21 protein-coding genes are annotated in these 26,821 nt (G+C 58.4%); all 21 read right to left on the bottom strand.

Annotation, left to right across the window (positions count from 1 at the left end):
* Positions 1–2 precede the first annotated feature (2 nt).
* Entirely contained in the window at positions 3–1,286 is a 1,284-nt protein-coding gene (locus QMZ05_RS23890) for a nucleotide sugar dehydrogenase (RefSeq protein ID WP_353702963.1), read from the bottom strand.
* Positions 1,287–1,406: 120 nt separating this feature from the next.
* Positions 1,407–3,323 (bottom strand): asparagine synthase (glutamine-hydrolyzing), encoded by a 1,917-nt coding sequence (asnB, locus tag QMZ05_RS23885; protein WP_353702962.1) that lies wholly within the window; start codon positions 3,321–3,323, stop codon positions 1,407–1,409.
* A 143-nt stretch (positions 3,324–3,466) separates the two neighbouring features.
* On the bottom strand, positions 3,467–4,480 hold the full coding sequence (locus QMZ05_RS23880; protein ID WP_353702961.1) for a class I SAM-dependent methyltransferase: 1,014 nt from the start codon (positions 4,478–4,480) through the stop codon (positions 3,467–3,469).
* Between the two features lie 61 nt (positions 4,481–4,541).
* Positions 4,542–5,780 (bottom strand): glycosyltransferase family 4 protein, encoded by a 1,239-nt coding sequence (locus QMZ05_RS23875; protein ID WP_353702960.1) that lies wholly within the window; start codon positions 5,778–5,780, stop codon positions 4,542–4,544.
* A gap of 22 nt (positions 5,781–5,802) precedes the next feature.
* Entirely contained in the window at positions 5,803–7,713 is a 1,911-nt protein-coding gene (asnB, locus tag QMZ05_RS23870; protein WP_353702959.1) for an asparagine synthase (glutamine-hydrolyzing), read from the bottom strand.
* 21 nt (positions 7,714–7,734) lie between these two features.
* Complete coding sequence (locus QMZ05_RS23865) at positions 7,735–8,928, bottom strand: glycosyltransferase (protein ID WP_353702958.1); 1,194 nt, start codon at positions 8,926–8,928, stop codon at positions 7,735–7,737.
* A 15-nt stretch (positions 8,929–8,943) separates the two neighbouring features.
* Positions 8,944–10,542, bottom strand: coding sequence for a glycosyltransferase (locus QMZ05_RS23860; protein WP_353702957.1), 1,599 nt, complete (start codon positions 10,540–10,542; stop codon positions 8,944–8,946).
* A 78-nt stretch (positions 10,543–10,620) separates the two neighbouring features.
* Positions 10,621–12,567, bottom strand: coding sequence for an asparagine synthase (glutamine-hydrolyzing) (gene asnB, locus QMZ05_RS23855; protein WP_353702956.1), 1,947 nt, complete (start codon positions 12,565–12,567; stop codon positions 10,621–10,623).
* 91 nt (positions 12,568–12,658) lie between these two features.
* Complete coding sequence (locus tag QMZ05_RS23850) at positions 12,659–13,576, bottom strand: class I SAM-dependent methyltransferase (protein WP_353702955.1); 918 nt, start codon at positions 13,574–13,576, stop codon at positions 12,659–12,661.
* A gap of 205 nt (positions 13,577–13,781) precedes the next feature.
* Positions 13,782–15,236 (bottom strand): hypothetical protein, encoded by a 1,455-nt coding sequence (locus QMZ05_RS23845; RefSeq protein ID WP_353702954.1) that lies wholly within the window; start codon positions 15,234–15,236, stop codon positions 13,782–13,784.
* Positions 15,233–16,750: an ABC transporter ATP-binding protein gene (locus QMZ05_RS23840; RefSeq protein ID WP_353702953.1), complete on the bottom strand. Its 1,518-nt coding sequence runs from the start codon at positions 16,748–16,750 to the stop codon at positions 15,233–15,235. The genes QMZ05_RS23845 and QMZ05_RS23840 overlap by 4 nt, the downstream gene beginning before the upstream one ends.
* Complete coding sequence (locus QMZ05_RS23835) at positions 16,737–17,543, bottom strand: ABC transporter permease (protein WP_353702952.1); 807 nt, start codon at positions 17,541–17,543, stop codon at positions 16,737–16,739. The genes QMZ05_RS23840 and QMZ05_RS23835 overlap by 14 nt, the downstream gene beginning before the upstream one ends.
* A gap of 87 nt (positions 17,544–17,630) precedes the next feature.
* Positions 17,631–18,227, bottom strand: a complete 597-nt coding sequence (locus tag QMZ05_RS23830; protein WP_353702951.1) for an acyltransferase — start codon at positions 18,225–18,227, stop codon at positions 17,631–17,633.
* Positions 18,220–19,164, bottom strand: a complete 945-nt coding sequence (locus QMZ05_RS23825) for a Gfo/Idh/MocA family oxidoreductase (protein WP_353702950.1) — start codon at positions 19,162–19,164, stop codon at positions 18,220–18,222. The genes QMZ05_RS23830 and QMZ05_RS23825 overlap by 8 nt, the downstream gene beginning before the upstream one ends.
* 118 nt (positions 19,165–19,282) lie before the next feature.
* Positions 19,283–19,807 (bottom strand): transcriptional activator RfaH, encoded by a 525-nt coding sequence (locus QMZ05_RS23820; protein ID WP_353702949.1) that lies wholly within the window; start codon positions 19,805–19,807, stop codon positions 19,283–19,285.
* Positions 19,804–20,445 carry a winged helix-turn-helix transcriptional regulator gene (locus tag QMZ05_RS23815; protein ID WP_353702948.1) on the bottom strand — a complete coding sequence of 214 codons (642 nt, stop codon included), beginning with the start codon at positions 20,443–20,445 and terminating at the stop codon, positions 19,804–19,806. The genes QMZ05_RS23820 and QMZ05_RS23815 overlap by 4 nt, the downstream gene beginning before the upstream one ends.
* 138 nt (positions 20,446–20,583) lie before the next feature.
* Positions 20,584–21,801 carry a glycosyltransferase family 4 protein gene (locus tag QMZ05_RS23810; protein WP_353702947.1) on the bottom strand — a complete coding sequence of 406 codons (1,218 nt, stop codon included), beginning with the start codon at positions 21,799–21,801 and terminating at the stop codon, positions 20,584–20,586.
* On the bottom strand, positions 21,798–22,889 hold the full coding sequence (locus tag QMZ05_RS23805; RefSeq protein WP_353702946.1) for a glycosyltransferase family 4 protein: 1,092 nt from the start codon (positions 22,887–22,889) through the stop codon (positions 21,798–21,800). The genes QMZ05_RS23810 and QMZ05_RS23805 overlap by 4 nt, the downstream gene beginning before the upstream one ends.
* An 8-nt stretch (positions 22,890–22,897) precedes the next feature.
* Entirely contained in the window at positions 22,898–24,712 is a 1,815-nt protein-coding gene (asnB, locus tag QMZ05_RS23800; protein ID WP_353702945.1) for an asparagine synthase (glutamine-hydrolyzing), read from the bottom strand.
* Between the two features lie 236 nt (positions 24,713–24,948).
* Positions 24,949–25,989, bottom strand: coding sequence for a DUF354 domain-containing protein (locus tag QMZ05_RS23795; protein WP_353702944.1), 1,041 nt, complete (start codon positions 25,987–25,989; stop codon positions 24,949–24,951).
* A partial coding sequence (locus QMZ05_RS23790; protein WP_353702943.1) for a hypothetical protein occupies positions 25,973–26,821 on the bottom strand: 849 nt, incomplete at its 5' end. The genes QMZ05_RS23790 and QMZ05_RS23795, both read right to left, overlap by 17 nt.

Here is a 26,821-nt window from a genome sequence, read left to right as displayed (position 1 = left end):
TCTCAAAGTCGCAACAGATCAATGCCGGCCGGCTTCGAGCCACGATCAAGCGTCGACTTCACGTCGTAGACCAGACCATTGCCACCGGTCAGCAACCGCTGGATCAGCGGCCACCCGCCGGCCGCGTATTCGTTGTGCGCCACCGCCAGAACGACGGCATCAGCCGGTCGCAACTCGTCTAGCGGTAGGAGCCTGACCCCATATTCTTCCGCAGCATCGCCCGCGTCTGCGAGAGGATCGTGCAACTGCACCACCAAGCCGAACGACTGCAGTTCGCGCACGATATCGACGACCCGCGAGTTACGCGTATCGGGAACGTCCTCCTTGAATGTAAGTCCAAGGACCGTGACTATGCCGCTTTGCGTCTTGCGCCGCAGCAGTCCTCTGACGCACTCTCGTGCCACCCGCTGCCCCATGCCGTCATTGATCCGCCGGCCAGCAAGAATGACCTCCGGATGATATCCGGCCTTCTCCGCGCGATAGGTCAGGTAGTATGGGTCAACACCGATGCAATGACCACCGACGAGCCCCGGCTGGAATGGCAGAAAATTCCATTTGGTCCGCGCGGCAGACAGCACGTCTGCAGTGTCGATATTGAGAGCCTGGAAGATCAGCGACAGCTCGTTCATGAAGGCGATGTTCAGGTCGCGCTGGGTGTTTTCGATCACCTTCGCTGCCTCTGCCACCTTGATCGTCGGCGCGCGATGAATGCCGGCTGTTACGACCGATCCGTAAACTTCGGCAACGACATCAAGCGTACGCTGATCTTGTGCCGAAACTACCTTGGCGATGGTTTCAAACCGGTGCTGCTTGTCACCCGGATTTATCCGTTCCGGCGAATAGCCGACCGTGAAATCCTCTCCCGCCTTGAGCCCTGACACCGCCTGGAGAACCGGAATGCATTCCTCCTCCACGGCGCCTGGATAGACCGTTGACTCATAGACGACGATATCGCCCTTCTTCAGCACACGGCCGATTGATCGCGACGCCGAGATCATCGCGCCCAGATCTGGCCGCCTCGCCTCGTCGATGGGGGTGGGCACCGTCACGATGTAGAAATCGGAGCCCGCCATTGCCTCGAGATCAGATGAAAAGACAAGCGATGCCTGACGCAAATCGTGCGCTTCGACCTCTCGCGTTCTGTCGTTACCAGCCGTGAGCTCAGCAACACGCCTTTGGTCAATATCGAACCCGACCACCGGCACGCCCGATCGTGCAAACGACACGGCTACGGGCAAACCGACATAGCCCAACCCAATTACAGCGATGTTGCGTCCGTGTTTCATTTTCGATCCTGGTCTAAGCTCGGCGCGGACCCAAGCCTATGGAAAGCATTTGGCGAGATGCGATAACATGGCAGTCGCCATTGTCAAACGCCACCCGAGGTTTAGGCCGTTCGGGTCCGGCTACGATCGAACCATGGCTTTGAATTCGGCGGCCCGATCATGGAAGCGCTGGTGCCACAATTCCAGCGACAACAGGCCCCAGGTCTTGCGCGAAAAGCGGGAAGCACTCTGAAAGTTGGCGAGCACCACGTCGCTGTTGAAATGGTCACGATGGCGCGCCCGCTGCTGATCGAAAATATCAGTGACGAATTCCCGAAGCGTCCCTTCGAACCACTCTTTCAATGGAACCGGGAAGCCCATTTTGTCTCGCCGCTTCAAGATGCCATCGGGCAAGATATCTCGATAGACAGCCTTCATCAGTTGCTTCATCTGCCCGCCCTTGAACTTCACGTCGGCGGGGACGGTCGCCAAAAACTCGACCAGAGGGTGATCGAGTAGCGGCACTCGGCTCTCGAGCCCATGTGCCATGCTCATTCGATCTTCGACCTGCAGCAATGCCGGCAAGAGACACTTGAAGTCAAAATGAGTCATCTTGTCGAAATAGGCTTCTTTCCTCACATTGTCCTGGTTGTTGAAGATTTCGCGGAACGCCTCAAAGACACGCGGCTTGTCGAGCGACCTCCAATCGACTTCACCGACCATGTCGGTGGAACGGTCAACGAGCCTGAAATACCGCTTGTCCAGGTCGTCGAACAGCCCCTCGCGCCAGAACTCCTTGATCATCGGCTTGTATTCGCGCAGCAAACCAAGATTCGGAACGATGGACTCGATCGTAACGACGTAGTTTCCCTCCCGGTACGTACCGTCCATGGCGGCCTTGATGCACTGCTCGAAATAGGCGACGAGATATCTCGCATAACCACCAAGAAGCTCATCCCCGCCCTGTCCTCCGAGCACGACCTTCACATGCTTCGCAGCGAGGGCGGAGACCATGAATTGCGGAAAGGACCCCGGGCCGGCAACCGGGAAATCAAGGTGGTAGATGACATCACGCAGCGAGCTTCTGAAATCCTCCGCGGTGATATCCGCGATATGCACTGCCATATCGGCCCGACCGGCCACTTCCTGCGCATAGTGGCTCTCGTCGTACCCCGGGTATTCCATGAAGCGGCCATGGAAAGCGAGACGATTGCGGTGATCGTGACGCGAGGCCAGCAAGGCGACGAGGCTCGAATCGAGTCCTCCAGAGACGTAACCGCCGATCGGGACGTCGGCTCGCAAATGGACATTCATGGAGTCGGTGATCAACTCCCTGAAGCGTTCCTCGAAATATCTCGGGCTGTGGTCGAAATCGACGACATACTGCACGTCCCAGTAACGTTGAACGTGAGCATTTCCGTTGTCGACGGTGAACACATGCCCAGGCAGCAGTGCATTGACATGCGCAAAGAGCGTCTTCGCACCGATCGTATACTGGAAAGTCAGATATTCCGCGAGCGCGGTCGAGTCAGTGCGGATCTCGGGCAACAGGGGCAACAAAGCCTTGGCCTCTGATGCAAAGAACAGAGTGCCGTCCTGCTCCGTATAGTAGAAGGGCTTGATCCCGAAACGGTCTCGTGCGGCGAACAGTCTTTGCCTTCTCTCGTCCCAGATCGCGAATGCGAACATTCCCCTCAGATGAGAAACGCAATCGTCTCCCCACTTGTCATAGGCGGCAAGGATCACTTCCGTATCTGACGTCGAGCGAAACGCCCATCCGGACGCCAGCTCGTTGCGCAGTTCGATGTAGTTGTAGATCTCGCCGTTATACGTGATGACGGTGCCGTTTGGCGCAATCATCGGCTGCGCGCCACTCGTCGACAGATCGATGATGGCGAGCCGTCGGTGGACGAAGCCCACGCGCTTGTCCCTCGATGTCCACTCGCCGGCCCCATCGGGACCGCGATGACTGATCAACGAGGACATTGCGCGCAGCGCTGCCTCTCCCTTGGGAAAGGAATCGGAGCCTAGCGACAGGAAGCCGGCAATTCCACACATACGATAACCCTAAGCTATTTCGAATTCAGGAAATGCGCGCAATCACACGGTCGCGCCGGACCGTTCAATCCCACGCCATGAAAGCAGTGTCCTGAGATTCGAAAGCTACCCCTGTGCCTGGCGCGACGGCCACACTCGATAGCTCAACTTCTTCCGGGAGACAGCTCGGGAGCGCGAGCTCGCGCCTCTACGCCGTTCCCACCGTAGCTCGCTTCGACTCCAACCAGTCCGATGGCATCGAGCGCTTGGGCAATCTGCTCCGTCGACCTCTTGTGCTTGTACCGGTCGGTGAGCGCGTCATGAGTATCCAGGACAGCCCAAGCGTAGAGCAGCTTGGGTCCCAGTTGTCCATAATAGTCGTGATAGTCAAGAACCGGCGAGTAGTACAGGACGGCCTGCCGAAATTTGCTGCCGAGCGGAAGCTTCCGGTAGCGCCAACTCAGGCGGTGCAAGGGCCACAGGACCGCAACGAGCGTCTTGATGAAATTCATCGCAAGCTTTGCATCTTGCCGAATAAGGAATTTGCGCAGCCGCTGGCGCGTCTCGGTCATGTCCTCGTGACTGTATCGATAGTGATCGATCACCAGAAGCCCGCCCGGGGCAACGTGAGCCGCAAGGGCCCTGATGGTCTCATCGGGGTCGGGGGTATGCTGGATGACTCCAAGGCAGATCACGACATCGAATGATTGAGCTGCAACCGGAAGAGCGCGGATATCGGCCTGACAAACGAAATAGCCCGGCTTTCCGCCGCAGTTCTCCAGGTTTGCTTCGACGGCGGTCGAAAGGTCGCACGCAAACACCTCCGCGCCCTCCGACAGCAGCACCTCGGTAAACCGCCCCGCGCCGCAACCTGCCTCCAAGACCTTCTTGCCGCGAACAGCATCGAAGCCGCCAAGACATCGCTCCAGCCGATCCCGGCTGATCGACGTTCCCGTAAAGGAGTCCAACTGGGTCTTGCGGAAAGTCTTCCATTGCAGCCCAAAAGCTGCGGCGTAGTTCTCCGGCGCAACAAAGCGCGGAATACCTCCGACGACAGGATACGTACGACCACCGGATGCCTTTAGCGCCGTTGTCTGGTTGGAGATGTCGTCGGACATCGGCAATGGCTGCAGTGATTCACCCGTCTCAGGGCAGATGAGTGGAACGATCGGCTTCATGCTGGCGAGTTATCCAATTGAAATAAGGTCGGGAGTCCAGGAGTGGGGGCGCAAGTTCATGTCAGACGCGTAGCCAATAGCGGACCACATCGACCAGCATGAGCGGACGATAGAAGGCGCGCTTTCGAGGCTTCGAGGCCAATTCCCGATACATCGCCTCGACGCGCTTCACGTCGATGGGGAAGTTGGCCTGTTCGACCACGATAGCCCGCCCCCTGGCAGCGATACGCTCACGCAAAGCCTCGTCCTCCAGCAGGCGAAGGATTGCGTCGGCGACGTCCGCGGGATCGATGTCGGCAAACAGCACGCTTTCGCCGTCCTTGACGATCTCACCATAGCGATCGAGCCGACCGACAACGTTTGGGACCCCACAGGCCATCGCTTCAAGAAGCGTCTGCGGCAGGCCATCCGAGCGCGGGATTCCGACAGCAACTTCCGCGATGGAATAGAACATCGGCATCTGGTCATGGGGGATGCGGCCAACAAAGCTGACATGGCGCGCGAGACCGAGCGCTTCAATCCGAGCCATGAGTCCTGCGCGGTACTGCGGATCGGCGGCATATTCCGTGACGACGAGATGCGCCGACGGAACCCGCTTGACCACCAACGCCATGGCTTCGACAAGGACATCGATATTATAGAACGGCTGAAGGATCTTCGGGCTGAGCACGACCCGGGCGCCTTCCGGAATTCCGCATTCGGCGCGAAGCGCTGAGGCATCCAGCGGCCGGAACTGCTGCGGATCAACTCCCCAAACCACGCGCGTCGCCTTGCTGCCATAGCCGCCGAGCTCATTGAGCTTGCTGATCAGGAAGTCGGATTTCGCCGTGATGCGGTCGGCTACCGCAAAGAGCCTCTTGGTCAACGCAATTCCGCGTCGCGTCGGCGCCCCCTGCTCTTCGAAGAGGACGTCCCCCCCCATGACGCTGACCACCAGGGGTCGAAATCCCAGAGCGCCCGCCAGCCACGCCCAGGTGCTATATGCGTAATGCACATGGATGACGTCCGGGTTTGTCGTCCTGACGAGGCGACGGAAATCGAAGAACAGCCGCGCCATATCGGACAGCCCGCTCAGATCCCGCCGGGCCAGCTTGCTGCCCAAACGCACAAGGCGCGAGATCCATTCATCCTGTCCAGGACGAACAGACGGCGTGAGTTCTGTGATTTCGGTCAGCCCGGCGGCGGGAGGAGCACTCAGCAGGTAGACCTTGTGCCCCAGGGGGGAGAAACAGCGCACCCGGTTCACGACGTGGGTGCTCGTAGCGTAACCAATCGCCAGGATCTTCAACGGACGGGTCATCGAGGCTGCCACATTCGTCCCGCTAGGCCGCCGAACCGACGGCCATTGCAGAATGGCCGGGATCAAGAACTTGCCGGTGCCAAAGCTCGAGCATGAGCAGCACGAACAGCCGGTTGCCGATATCGTCGCCGCCTTTCATGTGACGATCCACCATGGTCGAGACAACATCGGGTCTGAAATATCCCCGGCGTGCGACGCTTGCTGGCGAAAGCAGATCATACACCATGTCCTTCAGCCCAGTCCGCAGCCACTTGCCGAGCGGCAGATTGAAGCCTGCCTTGGGGCGGTAGAGAATGTCGGTTGGCAGACGCGACTCCATGGCTTTCTTCACGATCAATTTGCCCTCGCTTCCCTTGATCTTGAGATCGCCCGGCAATGAGAATGCCCATTCGACCAGCTCGTGATCCAGAAAAGGAACGCGCGCCTCAACGCCAGCGGCCATTGTGAGCCTGTCGACCTTGGTCAGCATCTCGCTGATCAGCGATGACTTCATATCGGTGTAGAGCTTGCGCGTCAGCTCCGGCTGACCGATCGTCGCATCGTAGTGTTGGGCCGTGACATTGTTCGACCACGCCTCCTTTAGATGAGGCCAGAGATCAGGGTGCACAAAATCCACGAGGTCCATGTCTCGGAAGCACGCATAACTGTCGATATAGCGCCCCGACTCTCGCTGATCCCTGCTCATTGCGCGCCACAACCGGTGGCCCGGAGCAATTCGATTGCCGATGGCTCCAGTCCGAGCGAGAAGCCGCTGCAGGGGGCCGTATTTTTGCCCGAGCAGCGGGACGAAGTCTTGGTGTCTCCAGGTGTATCCGGCAAACACCTCGTCGCCGCCGTCGCCCGTCAGAACGACCTTGATTCCGTCGTCCCTCGCCGCTTTGGCCAGAAAGTAGATCCCGAGCGCCGATGACACGGCAAAGGGTTCATCGCAGTGCCACGCCATCGCGGGAAGAAAGTCGCCCGCCTCCGCCCCGAGGTCTATCTCCCGGTGCGCGGTACCATAGCGCTCCGCCACAGCCCTGGCATAAGGTCCCTCGTCGAAAACCTCATCTCCGCGAAATACGACAGAAAAGGTTCGCATGCCGGCGCTGGCCTGCGGCCCGACCAAGGCGACGACCGAACTCGAGTCGACCCCACCGCTGAGGAAAGCACCCACCGGTACATCAGCGACAAGATGGCTTCGAACGGCGCTTCCAAAACGCTCATCGAATTCAGCACAAGCGTCGGCGAGTGAAAGAGCGCGCGGAGCGGCCGGCAAGGGAACGCTCCAGTACTCGCGGTCCTGCACATCGCGTCCGCGAACGATAAGCACGTGACCGGCCTCGAGCCGCCGAATTCCCTTCAGAATTGATTGCGGATCCGGAATGCTGAGGAGATGAAGGAAGTCCGCAAGCGCCGCCTGATCGACCTCACGCGGCGTGCGCGGGTCCGCCAGAAGTGACTTCAACTCCGATGCGAACGATACGGAGTCCTGGCCAACATGATAGTAAAGCGGCTTGATCCCGATCCGGTCGCGCGCGAGCAGCAGCGTCCTTTGCCCGGCATCCCAGATCGCCAGCGCGAACATGCCTCGCAACCGCGTCAGGAAGTCCACGCCGTAGCATCGATAAGCTTGCAAGATAACCTCGGTATCGGACGAGGTTCGGAAGGCATAGCCTCTCTTTTGCAGTTCGCGCCTCAGTTCGACGAAGTTGTAGACTTCGCCGTTGTAGACAATGCGGACCTGTCCGTCGTCGGAAACCATCGGCTGTTCGGCGGCCACCGAGAGGTCGATGATCGAAAGGCGACGGTGACCCAGCCCCACAGGGCCGTTCACCCATATGCCCTCGGCGTCCGGACCTCGATGGGCGACAGCTCTTGTCATCGCCACGACCAGCTCGCGATCAACCGGCCTTTGCCGATCAAAATTCAGGATTCCCGCGATTCCGCACATCTTGAATTATCTGCCCATTGGCTAAAGAGCGCGTGCCAAAATGTCGGCCACGCGATGATCGTAGGTGTGCCCGGACATCGCCAAATCATAGGCACGTTCCGCAATCTCGCGGCAATGCGTCTCGTCCCGGAGCGCACGGACAGCCTCGTCGACGTTCGACAGGTCGGACCGCACGGGGATATAGTGCTCGTTGGCCCTGAGAATGCCGTTATAGCCTCCTTCGATCAGGACTTGGCAGGTCTTGGTACCGATCGCTTCGAAGTGTCTTGACGAGATACTCTTGCCCGACACGCCGCGGGGGACACCCATAAAGAACTTCTCGAACACTTCCTCGAAGCTGGCATCCTGGTTCTGCTTCAGGTTGTAAGTTCTGGCTCGATCGAGAAGCGCGCCTTTTTCATTGAGGTAGTAGGTCCCGGATTCCGCGCCGATCAAGGTTCGGCAGCGATTGAGGAAGGCAGCCCAATCGTCGCGCGGCATTCGCGACGAGCGGCCGCCTCGAATGTCACATCGAATGCCCAGCTCCTCGCCGTGCTTTTCAAAATACCCAATCAGATCGGTTCGTTCTCGATCTCCGACAAAGGGCCAATAGATGTCACCGACAAATCCCACGTCGATATCACGACGCGCCTCAGGCTGAGGTGAATATACGGAAGGATTGAGCGCGTGCGGCGTCGCAAGGATGCGCGTTCCTTCCAACCCGCCATAGAGATATTCGGCCGCCGCAATGGGGAGCTGACTGCAGAGGAATTCAGCTTTCACCTCCCGGCAAAACTCGAGCTTCTGATCGAGCAGATCATACTCGTTGCCAAGGAACACTATGATGGGACAAGCGCGGCGGGCCAGGAATGGAGCCGCTCGACTAATCAGCGACAGGTCGTCGCCGGCCGCGACATGAGACACGATGATGAGATCGTAAGATCGAATGCGCAGCAGATGGCGTCCAAGATCGACCAGGTTGTTGATGTCGCAAACCGTTACTTCGAGCTTGGGAGACCGGCAAAACGCATCGCGCCAGTCCCTAACGTATGAGAGGCGCTGGTTGAAATCATACAAATGCGCATAGAGGTTGCGTGCCAGTGCACTGCGCTGGAGCGGGCCGGGAGGCTGAGCACCTGCCTTTACGCCAAAAACACCACGCAGCACCGTCGCAGCCGTCAGGACGACCTTCCCGGTTCCGTTTTGGTCGAGGAAAAGAACTTTCTTCTTTGTCACCTTGTTACTTCTCGGTCAGTGCGCAACTTTGTCTTCAATGCTCGACACATTTTGAGCCGACTTGCTGAGATGTCGATTGAGAAGCGGCTCGAGCGTTCGCTCCTCATACGCCCAGCAAAGCTCCTGACGGCTTACCCGAACATTTTCCCGAAAGGTCTCGCGAAGTTCGTCATTCTCGACCAGAAGCTGGAGCGCTGATCTGATCTCGTTGGCATCCTGTGCATTGGCCATGATTCCAAGCTTGTGCCGCTCGGCAACGCGTCGGATCTGCTCGAGATCGGGATAAATCAGCGGCAACCCTGCCGCCACCGACTGAAAGAAGCCGTTCGGCAGGATGTTGGGATATTGGATAGTCCTCTTGAAATAGAGCAGGACCGCGACGTCGGCTGACGCAGCGACGGGAACGATTTCCTGTGGCAGCACCGGCGGAACGAAGTGCACGCGGCCTTCCAGGCCACGCGTCGCGAGCGCGTCATTGCAATCAGGATAGCGTCCGCCAAGGAATGCGAGATGAACGTGCTTCGGCAGGGATACCAAGGCGTCGAAGGCACCTTCGAGGGTCATGCCTGACTTATAGTTTCCGATAAACACGACGAGGAACGCTTCCGGCGCGAGACCAATCGCGTCGCGGATTGTCCGGGGAACTTGACGATCCAACCGAAAATCATGCGCGTTGCGCAGGATCACCGGCTCGCACCCAAACCGTTCGCGCATCAAGGCTGCGATACCCTCATTGACCGTCACGACGTCGGAGGCGAACCGGATACATGCGGCCTCAATCGCGCCTTCGAACGGAATCACCCACTTCTTCCAATAGGAGGAGACAGTGGGGTCTTCCTTTTGATGCTGATAGAAATCATGTGCGTCGTAGATCATCCTGGCTCGATACCGAAGGCAGAGCAGGAAAACCGCAGGAAATTGATAAAATGAGTGAAGATAGTAGAGATCGGCACGAGGAGTGACGGAAAGGACCTTAAAGACGTGTTGATCAAGGTACGTCGCAAGATAGTTAGCGAAGGCCAGAGGGTTGATGGCAGCAGCACGGAGTGATTGGGAGATTCCAGCAGGAAGAATTCGAGTGGGCAACCACCCCACGACTTCCCTGGCAAGCAGGATCATCGCGTAGGGAAGAGCGAAAATGATCTGCGCGATAGAGGGACGCTGTTGGAGTTGCTTGCCTCCCCTCAGAGAAACAATTGCTCGAAGGAGATTGCGCTGTAGGGCGCGCGCGACACGCCTCAAGCCTGGAATACGAAGGACAGGCCGGCCAACAGGCCATCGCTGCAGTATCGACAGGCTCTTGATATCCTGAATTCCCACGGGATCTGGAGCAGCGGCAGCTAATTTCTCCTCAGCCTCGGGATGTGGAGCTGCGACCACTTCGGACGCGACTGGCGCTGTATCAGTGGACGTTTGAGGCTGAGCGCGGGCGCCGATCGAAATGATCTCGAACGGGATTGGCTCATCGGCAAGGCGGCTCGGCGCCCCCTCGATAACAATCGATTTGAATCCAAACCGATGCACCGAGGTGACTTGTTTGAGCGTCCGGCTGTCAGCCGATAATGGCAGCGGCGTTAGCGAAACAACAACGGGCCTGCGGTCCACGTCCTTCATCCGATTCTTCACCCAGCAATCAGGCAGTTCGGGAGTCCAGGCTTCCACGATACAGGAAACGAAAATACGTGAGAGCGATCAGACATTGAACTGCTTCCGCCACATATAGAGATTGAGCCAACGCCAAGGCAAAAAGTCGAGACGGCCGGCTTCCTTGATATTCGAGAAAGCGGCGCGGGCACCGTCGCGGTCGATGAAATCGGCAAGAGCATCCGAGTTTACGGCATCCGAGATGAGAGGACTCAGCACGGTTGTCTGCCAGTGCAGCTCCGGCGTTGCGAAGCCCATCTTTCGAGCGCGCATCCTGACAGGTTCCGGCAGAATTCCGTCCATCGCGTCACGCAGCACACGCTTCGCGTAGCCGCCGCGGAATTTGACGTCAGACGGAAGCGCAAATGCAAAATCAACCAAACGATGATCGAGGAACGGGACCCTGGATTCAACCGAGAAAGCCATGGAATTCCGATCCTCGAAACGCAGCAGCGCCGGCAGGTTGCTCTCGAAGAAGAAGCGGCGAAGCACACTCGCGAATGGCGCCTTGGCGTCCCACTCTGTCTCAAAAGACTGCAATCTGGTCCGCGATGCGTCAGCGCATGCTCGTTCGAAATCCGCCCGCATCCAGGGGAGCTGAGGCGCGCTCGCCGGTGGGGATTTCTCGCCAGCCAGGGCGGCGAACATGCCGCGCAGCCGACTCCATGGAAGAGTCGTATGCCAAGGTGTTCCTTGCATGCGGGACCATTGCCGGCTCTCAAGCAATACCTTCAGGAACCGCCCCTTCGCAGCCATCTCCAGGAAGAAGTGCGGTACAGTGCTCGCGTAGCCTCCGAGCATCTCATCCGACCCCTGCCCGTCGAGCACCACTTTCACGCCCGTATCGCGTATCAAGCGAAACACCGACCATTGTGCGAAGATGGAGGTCGACCCAAAGGGCTCGTCCTGGTGCCATATGAGAGCTTGCAGGTCCGCCTCAATGTCCCTGTCGCCCGGCTCGATGAAATGCGGCTGCACCTCAGCTGCAGCCATGTTCTGCCGGGTGAATTCCAACTCATTCGCTACGGCAATGTCGAAGTGGCAGCTGAACGCGTGCCTCGCGACCGGCAATTGCGATTCTCGTGAAATATCCCGCATCAGCACCGCAATGGCGCCGCTGTCCAGTCCGCCCGAAAGACAGGTGCCCACCGGCACATCGGCACGTAGATGGATGCGAACGCTTTCGCGAAGCAGTTCGCGGAATCGTCGGGCCGCCTCCTCCGGCGAGATGCCCTCGAGCACCGGACCCGCGGCAGGAGTGTAGTACCGCCGCTCGTCCGGCCCGCCCTGATCCAGGGGCAATACGAGCGTCCTTCCAGGACGAAGCTTGCTGATACCGGCAAAAAACGTCTCGTCACTGACGTCCGAAATCTCGTACTGAAGATAATCGTACACCGCCCGGGTGTTGAGCGTCCGTGGCACCCACGGAACTTCAAGCAGCTGCTTGATTTCCGAACCAAACGCAAAGCGGTCGCCGACCGCAGCATAGTGAAGCGGCTTGATCCCGAAACGATCGCGCGACAGAATCAGGTGACGTTGGCGAAGATCGAGGATTGCGAGCGCCCACATTCCGACGAAGCGGGTGAAAGCATCAGGTCCCCATGCCTCATAGGCTCGAAGAATGACTTCCGTGTCGGAATGAGAGCGGAATACAGCCCCGCGCCCCTCCAGTTCGGCGCGCAACTCAAGATAGTTATAGATCTCGCCGTTGTAGGTGATCCAGAGTCGCCCGTCATCGGACGCCATCGGCTGATGGCCGGATTCCGACAGGTCGATGATGGCAAGCCTCCGGTGCGCAAGAAGGAGATTGGCCTCATCTCCATTTGCAGACAAATCACCGTCGGGAATGACTTTCCCCCTGCCCTGTCGCGTATCGAACCAGGCTGCCCCCTCTCCGTCAGGACCGCGGTGCGCAGCAACGGACAACCCCTTGAGGAGATCCCTCGGTGGCATGCGGAAGCCACCGCGATCAAACACGCCGAATATGCCGCACATCAGCGATACGACATCTGGATCAGGACACTCGGCCTACTCGCGCAACTACCGCAGCGAGCCATGGAAAGGGTCTTCGAATACACGGAGTATGTCATCCCACTTTCCGAAGCTCGTAGCAGCCGTCAATTCCGGCGGCCTGTCCGTCGACATACGGCACACCTCTGGCATCAAATTCCAGCCTGGAAAGAAACTGACGACTTTCAGCGTCGAAGGAGCGATCCATCATCGGCGTGAACCGCTGCGGCAGCAACGACATTTCGAAGATGGAAACCGCATTCCCGAGGTGCTTGGCACTGAACCCCGAAATGCCCGCAAGCTCATTCATCTCTTGCGTCGTCCAATTTCGGCTTATCGGACAGTCGAAGGTATCGGTAGATCGCCTGAAGGCCTCCTCACGCGAAAGACCGCGATATTTTGGGTCGCTCGCCGGCAAGACGTGAGAAACGAACAGATGAACCCAGATGCTGTTGCGATTGTAGACCATCAGCCGAGCGTATCCCGACGGCTTCAGGATTCGTCGAAACTCCTTCAGAATTTTCTCCGGGCTCGGGACGTGATTGAGCACTCCGGAGCAGTGCACGTAATCGACCGTTCCATCATCAAGGGGGATGCGATCGTCAGTTTCCGATACGTGGACAAGCTTGCAATCATACCCGTGAACGCGCAGGCGATCCGCCGACTCCGCCAGCGACGGACGGGAAATGTCCATGCCATACACGACCGCAGGGCGGGAATACGTTAGAAACCCAACCAAGTCGTGACCCGGACCGCAACCGTAGTCGACGATCACCTCGCCATCGTGAGACGAAACCGGCAGAAACTTGATGTAGTCGACATATTGGTCGTTTCGCCAATGCATATAGTCGAGAGACTCCGCCGGCGACGAGAATTTCTTATGGAGCGTGACGTTGAAGTCGCTCCAGTAAGATTCAGAGGAAGGATCGGCCTCGGTGTGAGGCGAGGTCGCAGCTGCAAGCACCGTGCGGCCGCCCTTAAATTTGTTCGCCAAAGATGCTCCTATTCGCCTCAACATTGATCTAAGCTCCTACCGAATTGACGTAGAGACCCAAAACGTCAAACGCCTGCCGTGTCACTTTGGTTGGTCCTTCAGCGAAATTACCGGCCACGAGATACACACTCACCTCGACGCCAACGAAGCTCAGACGGCTCGGACATGAGCGCCTTTCGGCATTTGCCGGTGGCGATCAGAGAGATTACCTCGCCAACCAGGCCAATAGCGGACTGACCCGGCTTCTGACCCTCCCAGGCACCGCTCTCCACATTTTCCCTATCGGCCCAACCGGGCTCATATCCGGCTCGACCGGCGCCGCCGCACCTTCAGCCTGCGGAATATCATCCACGGCTTGAGGCACATCATCATTTTGCGGCTCGCTCCTCGGTTCGAGTAGCTGCCTTAGATGTTCCTGCTTGGCAGAGAGATAGGCCGATAACTGGGGTGCGTCGGTGGGCACCTCCGACAACGCGACTGTGTAGGGATCCTGCGGATCATGGGGAGATCGCCACGGCTGCGCAACCGACCGCCAATGTTGCCTTTCGGGATCTCCGACAACACTTGGATAGAGCTCTTCGATCGCGGAAGCGATCACCGAAGTGAGCGCACGGTAGCTGTAGTTACCAGATGCAATCAGATGTTCATGAGCTCGTTCCACATAGCCCTGCAGGGACTCAAAATTGTCAAGCCTTGCCAGAACATCGCGGGCGTTCGAGAAATCCTTCTCCAACGGGATGTAGTGAACATCCGGGACGATCGCATCGGAATAGCGTCCCCGAAAGAGAATCATCGGCGTCATCATCGCTGCGCATTCGAACACACGCGGAGAGACCTGTCCGGTATCAAATGGCCGCTCGAAAGGCGCCAGGAAGTCAGTCAGCTCTGGATATTCAGGCGCGCGGCCGTGCAGGACTCGGAATCGCTCGATCTCCCGCTCAAGCTCCTGGTCGAAATCGAAGGCGTTGCTTCCGCTTTCGCTGCCAAGCATAGTTCGGCAGTCACCGATGAAGTTGAACCAGTCCTCGCCGTAGATTCGACTGGCTTCATCAGTCCTGATGTTGTGCGGCTGGCCCAGCTCATCGCAAAGCGCGGCCATGTAGCGGCCAATCTCGAATTTCTCAAAGCCGAGCCGTCCGTACCTCGCGCCGATTTGGCGGCCGCGATAACCGATCGGAAAAGGTCGATCAGCCAGCGGCTTGATCCGGCGATCCGGATGTGCGGCCGGCGCGTATCCCGTCAGCACCTGCCTCAAGGCAACGCCCGGCAGCTGCATCGCGGGGTACACAAGCGGCCAGAACTCCTTCTGAACGCTCGTAAGCAGAACATGAAAGCCGAGGCGCCTGATCGCACTCCGCAGCACACCTGTCCGATCGTACTCGTCCTGCGCAATTGCGATCTTCAGGCCACGAAACGACAGAACGGCTCGCACGTAATCGGGGTTCAAGTACCAATCAAAACAGAGCCGCGCACTGTAGCTGTTGATCAGGACATCGAATTCATTGATGTCGAAATTCAGCCGCGCATCGTCCGTGCAATGAACGAACTGGACTTCGCAGTCGGGAAGGTCCTTCAGCGCGGTAAGGTATTCCAATGTCGTTGGGACAACATTCGCGGCAGCCGAATAGGCTACCAGAACCCGCATCACTCGACCTGTCATCGAATCTCGGTATCCAGCAAATGCCGAGCCTCCGGATTCAAGCTCGAACCAGAGTCCTGATCGGGAGCGAACTGCCACTCCGCCGAATGAAAGAAGTCCGCGGAAACGTCAACCATAGATTCCTGAACCTCAACTATCAGATCGAAGCTTCGCGACAACAAGTCATGACGCACGGTGCCGTTGAATCTTGCCAGGTGATCGGCTCCATGGATACTGAGACTTACAACGTATTCACCCGGCCCGAGCTGCACTGGATTAAACAGCATTTCCACGCAGCGTTCTTGTCCTTTCGTCGCGGAAAACTTGTCGGGGGGACTTATGAGCTTTGCCCGGCATGCTCCCAGATAGTCGAGCACGACGATGCCGTATCGGCACTCAAAGTCCCCATCCACGCAGGCAACCACATTCAGGATCATCTTGGCCGGCGCCAGCGCCATTAATCTGTTGGTCTCTCCGCGCTCCGTGACCATCGTAAATCCGGACAGCTTCAAATCGCCGCTTGATGCCCATCTCGATAGCCCACCGCGCGCGACAAACTTGAAATCCCGGGGCGGCTCGATCGCCGGAAAAACAGCTGCCGTCGCGTGCGGAGCGAAATGCGGCTCCTGCAACAGGACCTCCCGATCGAATGTTGTTTTGCCATCCGCGGGCTTTTCCGACCGCGCCGGAAGCGACACTGAATCAGCAGCCTTTGCCGGTGCGCCATCGTCGCCGGCGGCAGACGAAACCACGGGCGCCTGAAGGCGTTGATCGCCCCCTCCGTGCACGAACTCCTCATAGGCCTTCACCACTGCGAAGGCATCCCCCTGCATGCGGATCTTGCCCTCGTGAAGCCAGATCACTTCGCTGCACAGCTCGAGTACCTGCGGCATTGAGTGGGAAACAAGCAGCATCGTGCAGCCACTTCGCACAAGCGCTTCCACCCTGGCCTTCGATTTGGCAACGAAGTAGGCATCTCCAGCGCCGAGGACTTCATCAACGATCAATATCTCCGGCCGGATCGCGGTTGCGGCGGCAAACATCAGGCGCGCCAGCATGCCCAACGAATAGGTCTTGATCGGCTGATCGAAGAAGTCGCCGAGCTCGCAGAACTCGATGATTCCTTCGACTGCGTCCCGATACTCGTCCTTGCGAAGGCCGTTGTACTGCAATGACGCTTCGACGTTTTCCCGTCCGGTATGTTCCGGATGAAACCCGAGGCCCGCGGCCATCAGCGCCTGAACTTCCCCATTCACCGACACCGATCCATGTGTCGGCGAGAAATTTCCGCAGACCAGCTTCAACAGCGTGGTCTTTCCCGCCCCGTTCCGCCCAATGATCCCGATCCGGTGGCCGCGCGGCACCGCGAGCGAAATATCGCTGAGCGCGGGAAATATCTTCGGCTGTTGCCGGGTCCGAAATCCGAAACGCTGCAAGCCAAGAACGTCGACAAGCTGGTCGCCCTGACTTCCATAGAGCTTGTAGATCTTGGAGACCGCCTCGAATTTGATCGCGAACTCTTCAAGCGTAGTCAAAGAACACACCCTTTGCGCGCTGAAAGAACGAATATCCCACCATAAAGCTCGTGACCGCTATCAGCGCCGCGCCGCCGAAAATACGGGGATCGGGCCAGTTGCCGTAGCAGATCAACTGCTGAAACGTCAGCACGAAGTAGGAGAGCGGATTGAGGAGAAGGAACGGCTTCATGGCGCCCGGAACCATCTCCGGCGTATAGGCGAACGGACTGATGATCATCATGACCATAAGAACCAGTCCGATCACCTGCTGAATGTCTTTCGCTATCAACGAGACAAGCGAAAGTATCCATCCAATTCCAGTCGCAAACATCAGCAGGAGGATCCAGCAAACCGGAACGAGCACGATGGCCTTCCAATCGGTCCGCCCAAGAAAGAAGCCGAGCGCGAGCGTGATTGCCAAACCGAACACGTGAGGAAAATGCGCCGCCACCACGGATCGCAGCGGGATCAACTCCGCGGGGAATACGGTGTTGAGCAGCAGATTCTTGTTTGCCGAGACCGAAGATATTGAGCTCGTGAGCGCCTCGTTGAAGGCCATGATCGGAACGAGTCCGGAGAAGACCAGCAAGATGTAGCCCCACTCATTAAGGCCGGCGGGGCGGACCTTGAATACGAAGGCATACAATCCGGCGTAGATGCTTAGCTGCATCGCGGGCAGTAGCACTGCCCAACCGATGCCGACCACCGATCCAAGATAACGTTGGCGCACGTCGTGGGCCACCCCTTCAATGACGCGCCCTCCGTAGATCGAAAGAAGTCGAAAAACATTCAGGTTTGACGAGTATTTCATTTTCCATCGCCTTCATCTATGCGGTGGAGAAGAAGGTCCTTGGGCCTTGATCTGGCCCGTCGATCAACTTCCTCGAGTTGCACGACGCTAGCCGACGTCAGCGCTGAGCGCTCCTGACGAATCGAGATTGTATCTCTCGCCAGTTCGCGGACAGACCAAATCTGCGCCCAATCGCTCTCCACTTCGGCTCATCCAGCCGGCCCGTCGCGCCGGATTGCCGATCATCAAGGAGAATGCCGGCACATTCTTCGTCACGACAGAGCCAGCGCCGATGAAGCAGTATTCGCCGAGCGAATGACCGCATACGATGGTGGCGTTGGCACCGATGCTGGCGCCACGCCCGACAGGTGTGCTTCGAAACTCGTCCTTGCGCGATACATCGGCACGCGGATTGTTGACATTGGTGAACACGCAACTGGGACCGCAAAACACGTCGTCTGCGAGTTCGACACCATCATAGAGCGAGACATTATTCTGAATCTTGCACCCGGCGCCGATCTTTACGCGCGGCCCGATCATGACATTTTGTCCGATCGAACAATTCTGACCGATAACGGTTCCGGAAAGCACGTGGCAGAAGTGCCAGATCTTGGTACCTGGCCCGATGATCACGCCATCGTCCACGTAGCTAGATGCGTGGATCAATACGCCTGGAAATCGCGGGTCATCCTTCATCTCACTCATTTGAATGACGCCCACGCGCGGACGGATGCTGCCATTCATGCCCGGTGGTCAATGGCGCCTGGCGGAAAGTAGATACGATATCGATCGAAGCCCGCACATCGTCAAGGCCGAAGCCGCGCCCAGCCAGAATTTCCTCGTAGCTCCGCGTATGGAGATCGGTAAAGCCTTCCGAGAATTCGACGTCCTCGCCATCCACGGTGATCGAACGGAACGTCGTCTTCTTGCCCTGCACGTCAGGCGGCAGATCATTGCTGTCTACCGACAGAAACCAGCTGATGTCAGCCCGCTCGCATTCAAGGAAGCCGGCGGCCCGCTCGCGCTGACGCAGATGCGCTTCATTGCGTTTGACCGAACCGAACACGAAGCTCAGCATGTCGAAGAAGTGCACACCGATATTGGTGGCAACCCCTCCCGACTTGGCATCCTCGCCCTTCCAGGACGTGTAGTACCAGCGGCCTCGCGAGGCGATATAAGTGAGCTCAACCTTGTGGCGCTTGTTGCTCGTCCCGAACTTCTCCCGCAGGCTGATGATGGCAGGATGAAGTCTCAGCTGCAGGATTGTTGAGATGCGCCGGCCCGTATCCTGCTCTATCTCAGCGAGACCGTCGATGTTCCACGGATTCAGAACCAGCGGTTTCTCGCAAATTGCGTCGGCTCCCGATCGCAGCGCGAAGCGGCAATGCGCATCGTGCAGGTGATTGGGTGAGCAGATCGAAGCGTAGTCGATCTTCTCGCCGCGCCGTCGGAGCTTGTCGACGTGGCGGTCAAATCGCTCGAACTCGGTAAAAAAGTGGGCATTGGGAAAATAGCTATCCAGAATGCCGACCGAGTCGTTCGGATCGTAGGCGATCTTCAGATCTCCACCTACCGCGTGTATCGCCCGCATGTGACGCGGCGCCACATAACCGGCCGCTCCTATCAACGCAAAAGAATGCATCTGGCTTCTCGCGCCTCCCAACGAAGTTCGATTTTTCCAAGCTACCGCACTCGGGGTGAATCGAGCACCACCCCGAGCCGAATTTCTCTATCACCGCGCCTACCAGCAGCAGGCGCCGTCAGGCCGCGGCAATCAGATTAGCGCCGACCATTACACGCACCTTGCGTCCCAACAGGTCGAGCAAGACTGCCACACGTTCATGATCGCTGACGCCCTCCACCAACGCGAGACTGTCAGCGAACGCCCCCTCGGTAATCCGCACTCTGTCTCCGGGCGAAAAAGGCGACTTGCGCGAGAGCGTGATGAAACCGGCCTCGTCCTCACGCGCCTTCAACGCCCCGACCACGGCGCTCTCCACCGACGCCGGCCGGCCATGCAAGCAGACCAGATGGGAAACACCGAGTGTCGATTGAATGGCGCGCCACCTTTGCGTTGCGAGATCGATGGCGACAAACACATAGCGCGGAAACAGTGGCCGCGCGACAAGATCGACCCGGCGCGCGTGACTGCGGCGCTTTTGGTAGCGCGGAAGATAGACACCAAACCCCTGTCGGACCAGATTGGCGGCGGCCTTCACTTCGGCATTGACGTGCGTCTGCACGACATACCAGCTGAGGCCGAGTTGCGCTTCCGTTGCCATCATTCCACCCTCTGCATACCTGGTGGACGCAACCCCAGCAGGTCCGGCGTCAACACTCTCTCCGGCCCAAACATGCCGACAGCTTGATCGAACACATCCTTGGCCTTGTTGAGATGCGTAACGACGACCGCATCGAACGGCTCGGCCACTTCAGCATAGGACGGCACGACCTCGATCCCGAAGAAACGTGACGCGGCTTCATCAGCATCGACAACAGCAACGATGGACACCGGGCCGTCCACGGCGCACAAGATGGCTATCTCGCAAAGATCGGATTTCCCGGCAAAAACAATGCGCGTGAAGCCCAGCACCTGCGCTCGGTCGAACACGCGCGAATAGTCTTCCTTGGCCCTTCGAAAGAGCGAAAACGACGAAGAAAGGAACTCAACGGTTAGCCTTGACTTCTCTGAAAAGCCCTGGGGCGTGAGATAGTAGGCATATCGGCGGGCCGGCGCCTGACCAACCTTGACGAACCCCTTCTTGACGGCGCGCCTCAAATAGGCATTGACCAAGCCAAGCGCGATTCCAAGTTCCGCCGCGATGCGCCGCTGCGAGCGCGCCCCGTCGATTTCAACGGAGGTCAGTAGACCGAGCACGAGGCGGTCGCTGTCTCTGTCGTCCGTCGGGATTGTGTTTGCCATGCACCAATTTCCTGCAGCGCAGGCATTAGCGCGTTCATGCGATGAACGTCAAGCCAAATCGTTCACGTGATGAACACGGCATACCATTGTTTTGAAAAGCATTTATCTGAGCGGCCGCCATCTCATCCCCACCCAATGTCAGGCCCGGTCGTCCAATGGTGTCAAATATCGAGCTGCCAGCACCGAGTAACTGTAGTGCCGGGCTATGGCGATCCGATCGTCCCGCGAGCGCCCTGGGCCACTCAGCGCCGCGACCAGGGACTCGGCGAGTGCATCAGCATCATCCGGCGCGCATCGAGACGTAACCAGCTTTTCAAGGCCCGCAAGCGCCCTGCCCTCGCACGCGATGACGCTCCGCGGGGCAAACAGGCAGTAGTCGAAGAGTTTGTTCGGGCTGATGCCATGGTGATAGAGCGCGCTGTTGTGGAAGGCCACGACTGCGCAATCGGAAGCATGCAGCATGCCGTGTACGACCGATCGATCGACTTCATCGTGAAACTCCACATTGGCAAGCGTGGTCGCCTGCTGTCTCAATGCGTCTCGAGAGGTGCCTGAACCGATCATCACGAAATGGATCTCGGGATTTGCTTTGCAGAGGATAGAAGCCGCGTCGAGAATGGCCTCCACGGCATTTGGAGGGCCCATGCCGCCGGCGTAGAGAACGACGCGCCTGCCCTGCCGCTTCAACAGATTGATGCGATCAATCAGCGGGTGACCCAGATCTTCGATCGTCAGCGCGCTCTGTATTTCACCGTCGGACACTCCGTTGGGGATCCACGTGAACTTGCCAGACGGCAAGCCACGCGCGCGCATATGGGCTTCAGCTCCGGCCAGCAGACAGATCACGCGATCTGCCGCGCGATAGGCCGCGCGCTCCTTCCAGCCGAGCACCTTCATCAGCGGGTGCCAGGCGGGGGTCATTCCAAGCGCCACGATGCTCTCCGGCCAGAGGTCGCGGACCTCAAGCCAGAATCTGGCGTCGAATTGCCGCGCGATCTGATCTGCCGCCGAGATGAAGAACAAGTGCGGGCTCGACGCAATCATCAGATCCGGTTTGCCGAACTGCGTGGCGATTGCAGACGCTGCTGAGCGAAAAGCCGGCCCAAAGCTCAGATTGTTCCGAAGCCGCCCCAGGCTGCCGCCGGCATAATGGGGTGTATCGAGGAACCAGAAGTCGACTTCGTTGATCCGCTGCGGCCCCGGAGCGCGCGGCTGCCTGTGAAGGTGATGGAATCCAGCGCTCACGATCAGCGCCCTGTGTCCCATCTGCCTCCAGGCGTCGGCAAGCCAGAACGGACGATAGTGCCGTCCAAGGCCCGGACCTCCAGCAAACGGATGCAGCAGCCAGATGTTCATGCAGCGGCCTCAGGCGGAGCAAGTCGCCGGTAGAGTTGGTTGAGTTCTCCTGCGTCGTGCCGCCAATTGAAATTGTTGGCAACCGCAACCCGTCCGGCGAGGCCCAATGCGATCGCCCGTTGAGGGTCGTCCACGAGCGTAGACAGGCGATCGAGCAGCGCCGTGGGATCTTTGAGCGACACGACAAATCCGCACCCCGCCGCCTCGACGATCTCCCTTGATTTCGGCAAGTCACTTGAAATGACGGGCAGCCCGGCGGCCATATATTCAAAAAGCTTGGTTGGAAGTGACAGTAAATAATTCGGTTCGGGCAACAGCAGATTGAAACCGACGAGACTTTCGTTCAGCAGCGCCGCTATCTCGCCGCGCCCGAGCTTGCCCCTGTACGACACGTCGGCGGATGATTTCTCAAGCCAGGCCTCTTCTTCACGGCCGATGGTTCCCGCAAGCACGAGCGGCAGGTGCACCGAGGCGCATGCATCCACCATTTCAATCAGTCCGCGATCGAAACTCGTCCGGCCCACATAAACCGCCTGACGTCGCCGCTCTGTCGTCGCTGTCGGCTCGATGAATTCGTCCAACCGCACGGTGTTTTGCACCAGCGTGACGGCCGCACCGTAGGTACGAAAGCGATCGGCTATGGCCGGTGTCGCAGCCACTATCGCATCAAAGTGGCGCGCGGCGCTCCGCTCCACAACCTCCATCGTGCGCGCGACAGCAGGTCGCATCGAGGGCCAAATCCACCGCTTGGAATAGATGTCTGCCGGAACGTCCTCGTGGACGTCGTAGATAACCTTGCAGCCGCGGCGTTTAAGTAACAACGCGAAGGGTATCAGTTCGGGATCGTGAAACTGCACGACATCCGCGCTGGTCGCGCGGGCAAGCGCGAGCGCTGCTCGACCGGCGACCCACGGGCGCTTCCATCGGGCAACCGGCGGCACCTCGATCAACTTGAATTCAATGCGACCTGGATCGCTCGGACGAGGTGACCGCGCCACGACAGTCACGTCGTGACCGGCCTCGGAGAGGCTCCGCGCCTCCTTCTCAACGATTCGAATATCATCGGCCGAATGGACACTCGACAACATGCAAATCTTCATCGAGATTCAACCCCGAAGCGCTCAGCCCAAAGCGCCACGCAATAGAGCCGCCAGCGCATTCCGAGGTCGAGCCGGTGAAATTTCCTCTTCACTGCGGCCATGTCTACGTACCGAGCAAGCAGAGCGCTGCCGGCCACCTTTTCATACATTGTAAGCGAGTGTCGGTTGAGCCATAGCTGATCGGGTGCAGCGAATCCGATCTTGTCCTTGCGCCACGAGATGCTGGCCGGAAGAACGCCCTGCATGGCTGCACGGAGCGGCCACTTCGTCCACCCATGGTTCAGCTTGATGCGCGTTGGCAAGCTCAACGCAAACTCAACAAATCGATAGTCCAGGAATGGCAATCGCGTCTCAATCCCAAACCGCATCGAGTTTTTGTCCTCGAAGCGCAACAGCATCGGCAGATTGGTTTCGGTGATTTCCAGCACCTGCATTTCCTGCGCATCCCTCGTCTCCAGCGCAAAACGGCGAAGACACTCCGGCAGGTCCGGGTTTTTCAGGAAGGTGTACCGCCAGCGGTAGAATGCTGCCCTCAGCATTGCTGAGCTGGCACCAAACAGGTACATCAGCAAGCGTTGGGCCGAAACGCCAGCCTGCGTGGCCGCCCGGAACGCGGAGAAGAACCCCCTTATGCCGGAGCGATTCAACTGATCGCGGAGCCACGCCGCATAATAGCGATGATAGCCCAGCAACGTCTCATCGCCCCCCTGACCATCGAGCAGCACAATCACGCCATTCTTGCGCGCCGTTTTCATCACCTCGTATTGCATCATGATCGACGGGCCAGCGAATGGCTCTTCCTGCACCTCGAGCAAGGCTCCCGCGGTCGATGCGAAATCCTCGTAGCTCGGCTTGATGCGCAACCAATTCAGCTCGGCCTTTTCCACGACGTCGGCCGCGTAGACCTCCTCGTTGTTTGCCGCCTCCTCGCTCACTGCCGTGATGGCAAAGAAGCGATCATTGGAGGACGATGCGTAGCGCCTTGCAGCCAGCGTCGCGACGCTCGAGCTGTCCAATCCTCCCGACAAGCAGGTTCCGACGCGGACATCCGAGCGCAGGCGCAGGCGCGTCGCATCGTCCAGCAGTTCCGCCAGTAGCCTGGCCGCATCCTGTTCGTCCCCAACGGCCGAACGAGGCGTCAGCGAATAATAGCGCTCTATCTCGATTCGACCTGTCGACACGTCGACGCGCATCTTGTGTCCGGGCGGCAGCTTCTCGATATCCTTGAAGAAGGTCCGGTTGGTGTGATCGGTCAAACCGCAAACGAGAAAGTCCCTGACGAGATCGTCGTCCGCGATTGAATGGCCGACTAGCGGAAGCAACTGGCGAATCTCAGAACCGAAGGCGAACACCGCAGCGGTATTTGCGAAGTAGAACGGCTTTACGCCAAATCGATCGCGAGCACAGAACAGTGTATTGTCGCGCTCGTCGTGAATCGCAAACGACCACATGCCGTTGAAACGGTCGAGGCATTTTTCACCCCAGCGGATGTAGGCTGCGAGCAGTACCTCCGTGTCGGAAGCGGTGTGGAAGACATGGCCGAGCGCTTCCAGTTCCGCACGAAGCTCAAGATAGTTGTATATCTCGCCGTTATACGTGACCCAGATCGGGAGCAGCCTGTCGCGCATCGGCTGCGCGCCGTCGTCGGTCAGATCAATGATGGCCAGCCTGCGGTGCCCTAACCCGACCCTGCCATTAACCCTCACTCCGCGACCGTCCGGTCCGCGGTGAGCAACAATATCGGTTAACTCATCCACCTGACGGACATCGACAGGCCCGGTCTTACCTACAAGGCCAAATATGCCGCACACGAAATGCTTATCCGGATTTGTGACGCGGGACCCACCGTGACGGCAGCGTCAGACCATCGACGCATACAGAAACAATAGGACCTTCTAGCCCGTCCACACATTCAACGTCAATCTTGCCCCCGTCATGCCTCTCCGCCGCGACCTAAGACGATCACCCGCAGGATCATAAAGCACGGTTCAGCTTTCGAGCCGGCCGTCCATTTCAAGTTATCGCAGTCCAACATAGCAATTGGCTATCATGCAAAGCCTCTATCAAACTGCTCCAGTAGCCATTCGGTAAGGTCAGCTTTCTCAGCCAGAACTTTGGCGCGACGCTGCGTCAAGGTCGGTTCCAAGCCTGGATCAGCAAGCATACCTGACACTAGTGTCATCAGTTTCTCAAACTCCTGGGGCTGAAAACCCCAAGCCAACTGATACCGCTGCTCCAATTCTGCTATCACCGAGCAGCGCCCGACGAAGCTATTGCAGCGGATCGCGGGGCGCCCCAACAAAGCCGCCTCCATTGTCATCGTCTGGCTGTCGCTGATCAGGATCTTCGCGTGAGCCAGAAGATCGTGCATGCTCTCCGGTGGGGCCTTCAGAGCGTATGACTGGAGGCGCGGAGCGATCGAGCTTTCCGCGTTGATGAAGACGCGACCATGCGGTTCGAGCAACGCAATCAGTCGAAGAACCTGAGCTTCGGAAAGCCCGCTCTCGCCCGCGTCATGATGGGCCGTCAGCGAAACCAGCCGAACGATAAAGTATGGTTCGCGAGGCTCTATGCCCAACAGACGGACCACCTCTGGGTCGGGCTTGAAATGGTTCGGGTGGAGGTAAGCGAGCTCATGATAGCTGTCATGAGTCCGCACCTTGGCGGTCTTTTTGTCCCGCAAAACCGCCGGTATGACGACGCGATTCGCGAAAGGATAGGTAATCTTCGTAAACAGCGGCACGTAATCGGCGTCGTCTTCGTTCAGGACGATCGAGGGCCTGCCAATGATGCGGCCGACATGAGCAACCGACACAGACGTGCCGACAAGGAAATCCGGTCTGTCCGGAAGTGCGGCTTTGAGAACTTGCCAGTTGTGGATCGCAAGTTCGATGGCGTTGCCGACAAGGCCCCGGCGCGGTTTCGAGGCGACGATATAAGGTAAGCCGTAATGATCGAGCAATCCACCGATAATGCCGCGATCACGGATCGTGACCGTGATCTTGTCGCCACGCGCCCGCATGCGCTGCGCCACGTTCCGGAAAAGGTGGACGTGCGCTGGATGGCCAATATCAAAGAGAACGTGCATCGCTCTTGTGAACTTTGCTGGGATAGAGCGTTGGAATCTGAGCGATGCGCTCCAGCACCTCGGTGGGATCAAGACCGATTACGCCGCAATACCACGCGATCGATTCGAAGCGCGGGACGTTCTCCATCTCGACGAGACGAAGCGCGCTCGCTCGATCGAGCACGCCCTCTCGAATCTGGTTCGAGCGGAAAGTGTCGTTCTCGCTGAAGCCTGCGACCCACGTATAAATGTAGTTATAGAAGGCAGCCGTCCCATCTCCGATGCGCCAGGTCGAGCGCGTATCGTTGGCGGTTTCCCAGTCGTATTGATCGATCAGCGTGTCGTTTACTTCGCTCTCGACCCAGGGAATGTAGTCGAACAGTCGGAGATATTCATGCTTGATCGAATAGTAGCTGAAAAAGGCGCCGGCGGTATCGAGGAGCGATTTGTTGATGTAGCGCGGATTGAGCAAGAATTCCTTGCCGTAATAGCCCGCCATCTGAAGCTGCGCGAATGGTGAAGGCCGGTGTCCAAGCGTCGGCGGCACACCGCAAAAGCCGGCCTTGAAATGTGTTTTCTCAAGCGGGTTGGAGGCAAGCACGGTAGCTTCAAGATGAAGCTTTTTCGCGAGGTCGTTGGCGTAGTAAAAATACTGCTTGTCGCCGGCCATGAAGAGCGGAACCATTCCAAGTGCGGGCCGCTTAAGCCAAGCAGAAACGTTGCGACGAATGTTTTCTCGCTTTTCGGCAATGTCAGCCGAGACGAGAATATGCTCAACCTTGAGCGCTCCACACATCCGTGCCTGATTGCGGCGCGCCAAGTCCGTGATCATTCCCCAATCGTAAGTGTAGGC

It is taken from the genome of Bradyrhizobium sp. INPA03-11B (genome assembly GCF_040446015.1).
Lineage (GTDB): Bacteria > Pseudomonadota > Alphaproteobacteria > Rhizobiales > Xanthobacteraceae > Bradyrhizobium > Bradyrhizobium macuxiense_A.
The sequence above is the reverse complement of the archived record's forward strand: the minus strand, read 5'-3'. Positions and strand labels throughout refer to the sequence as shown.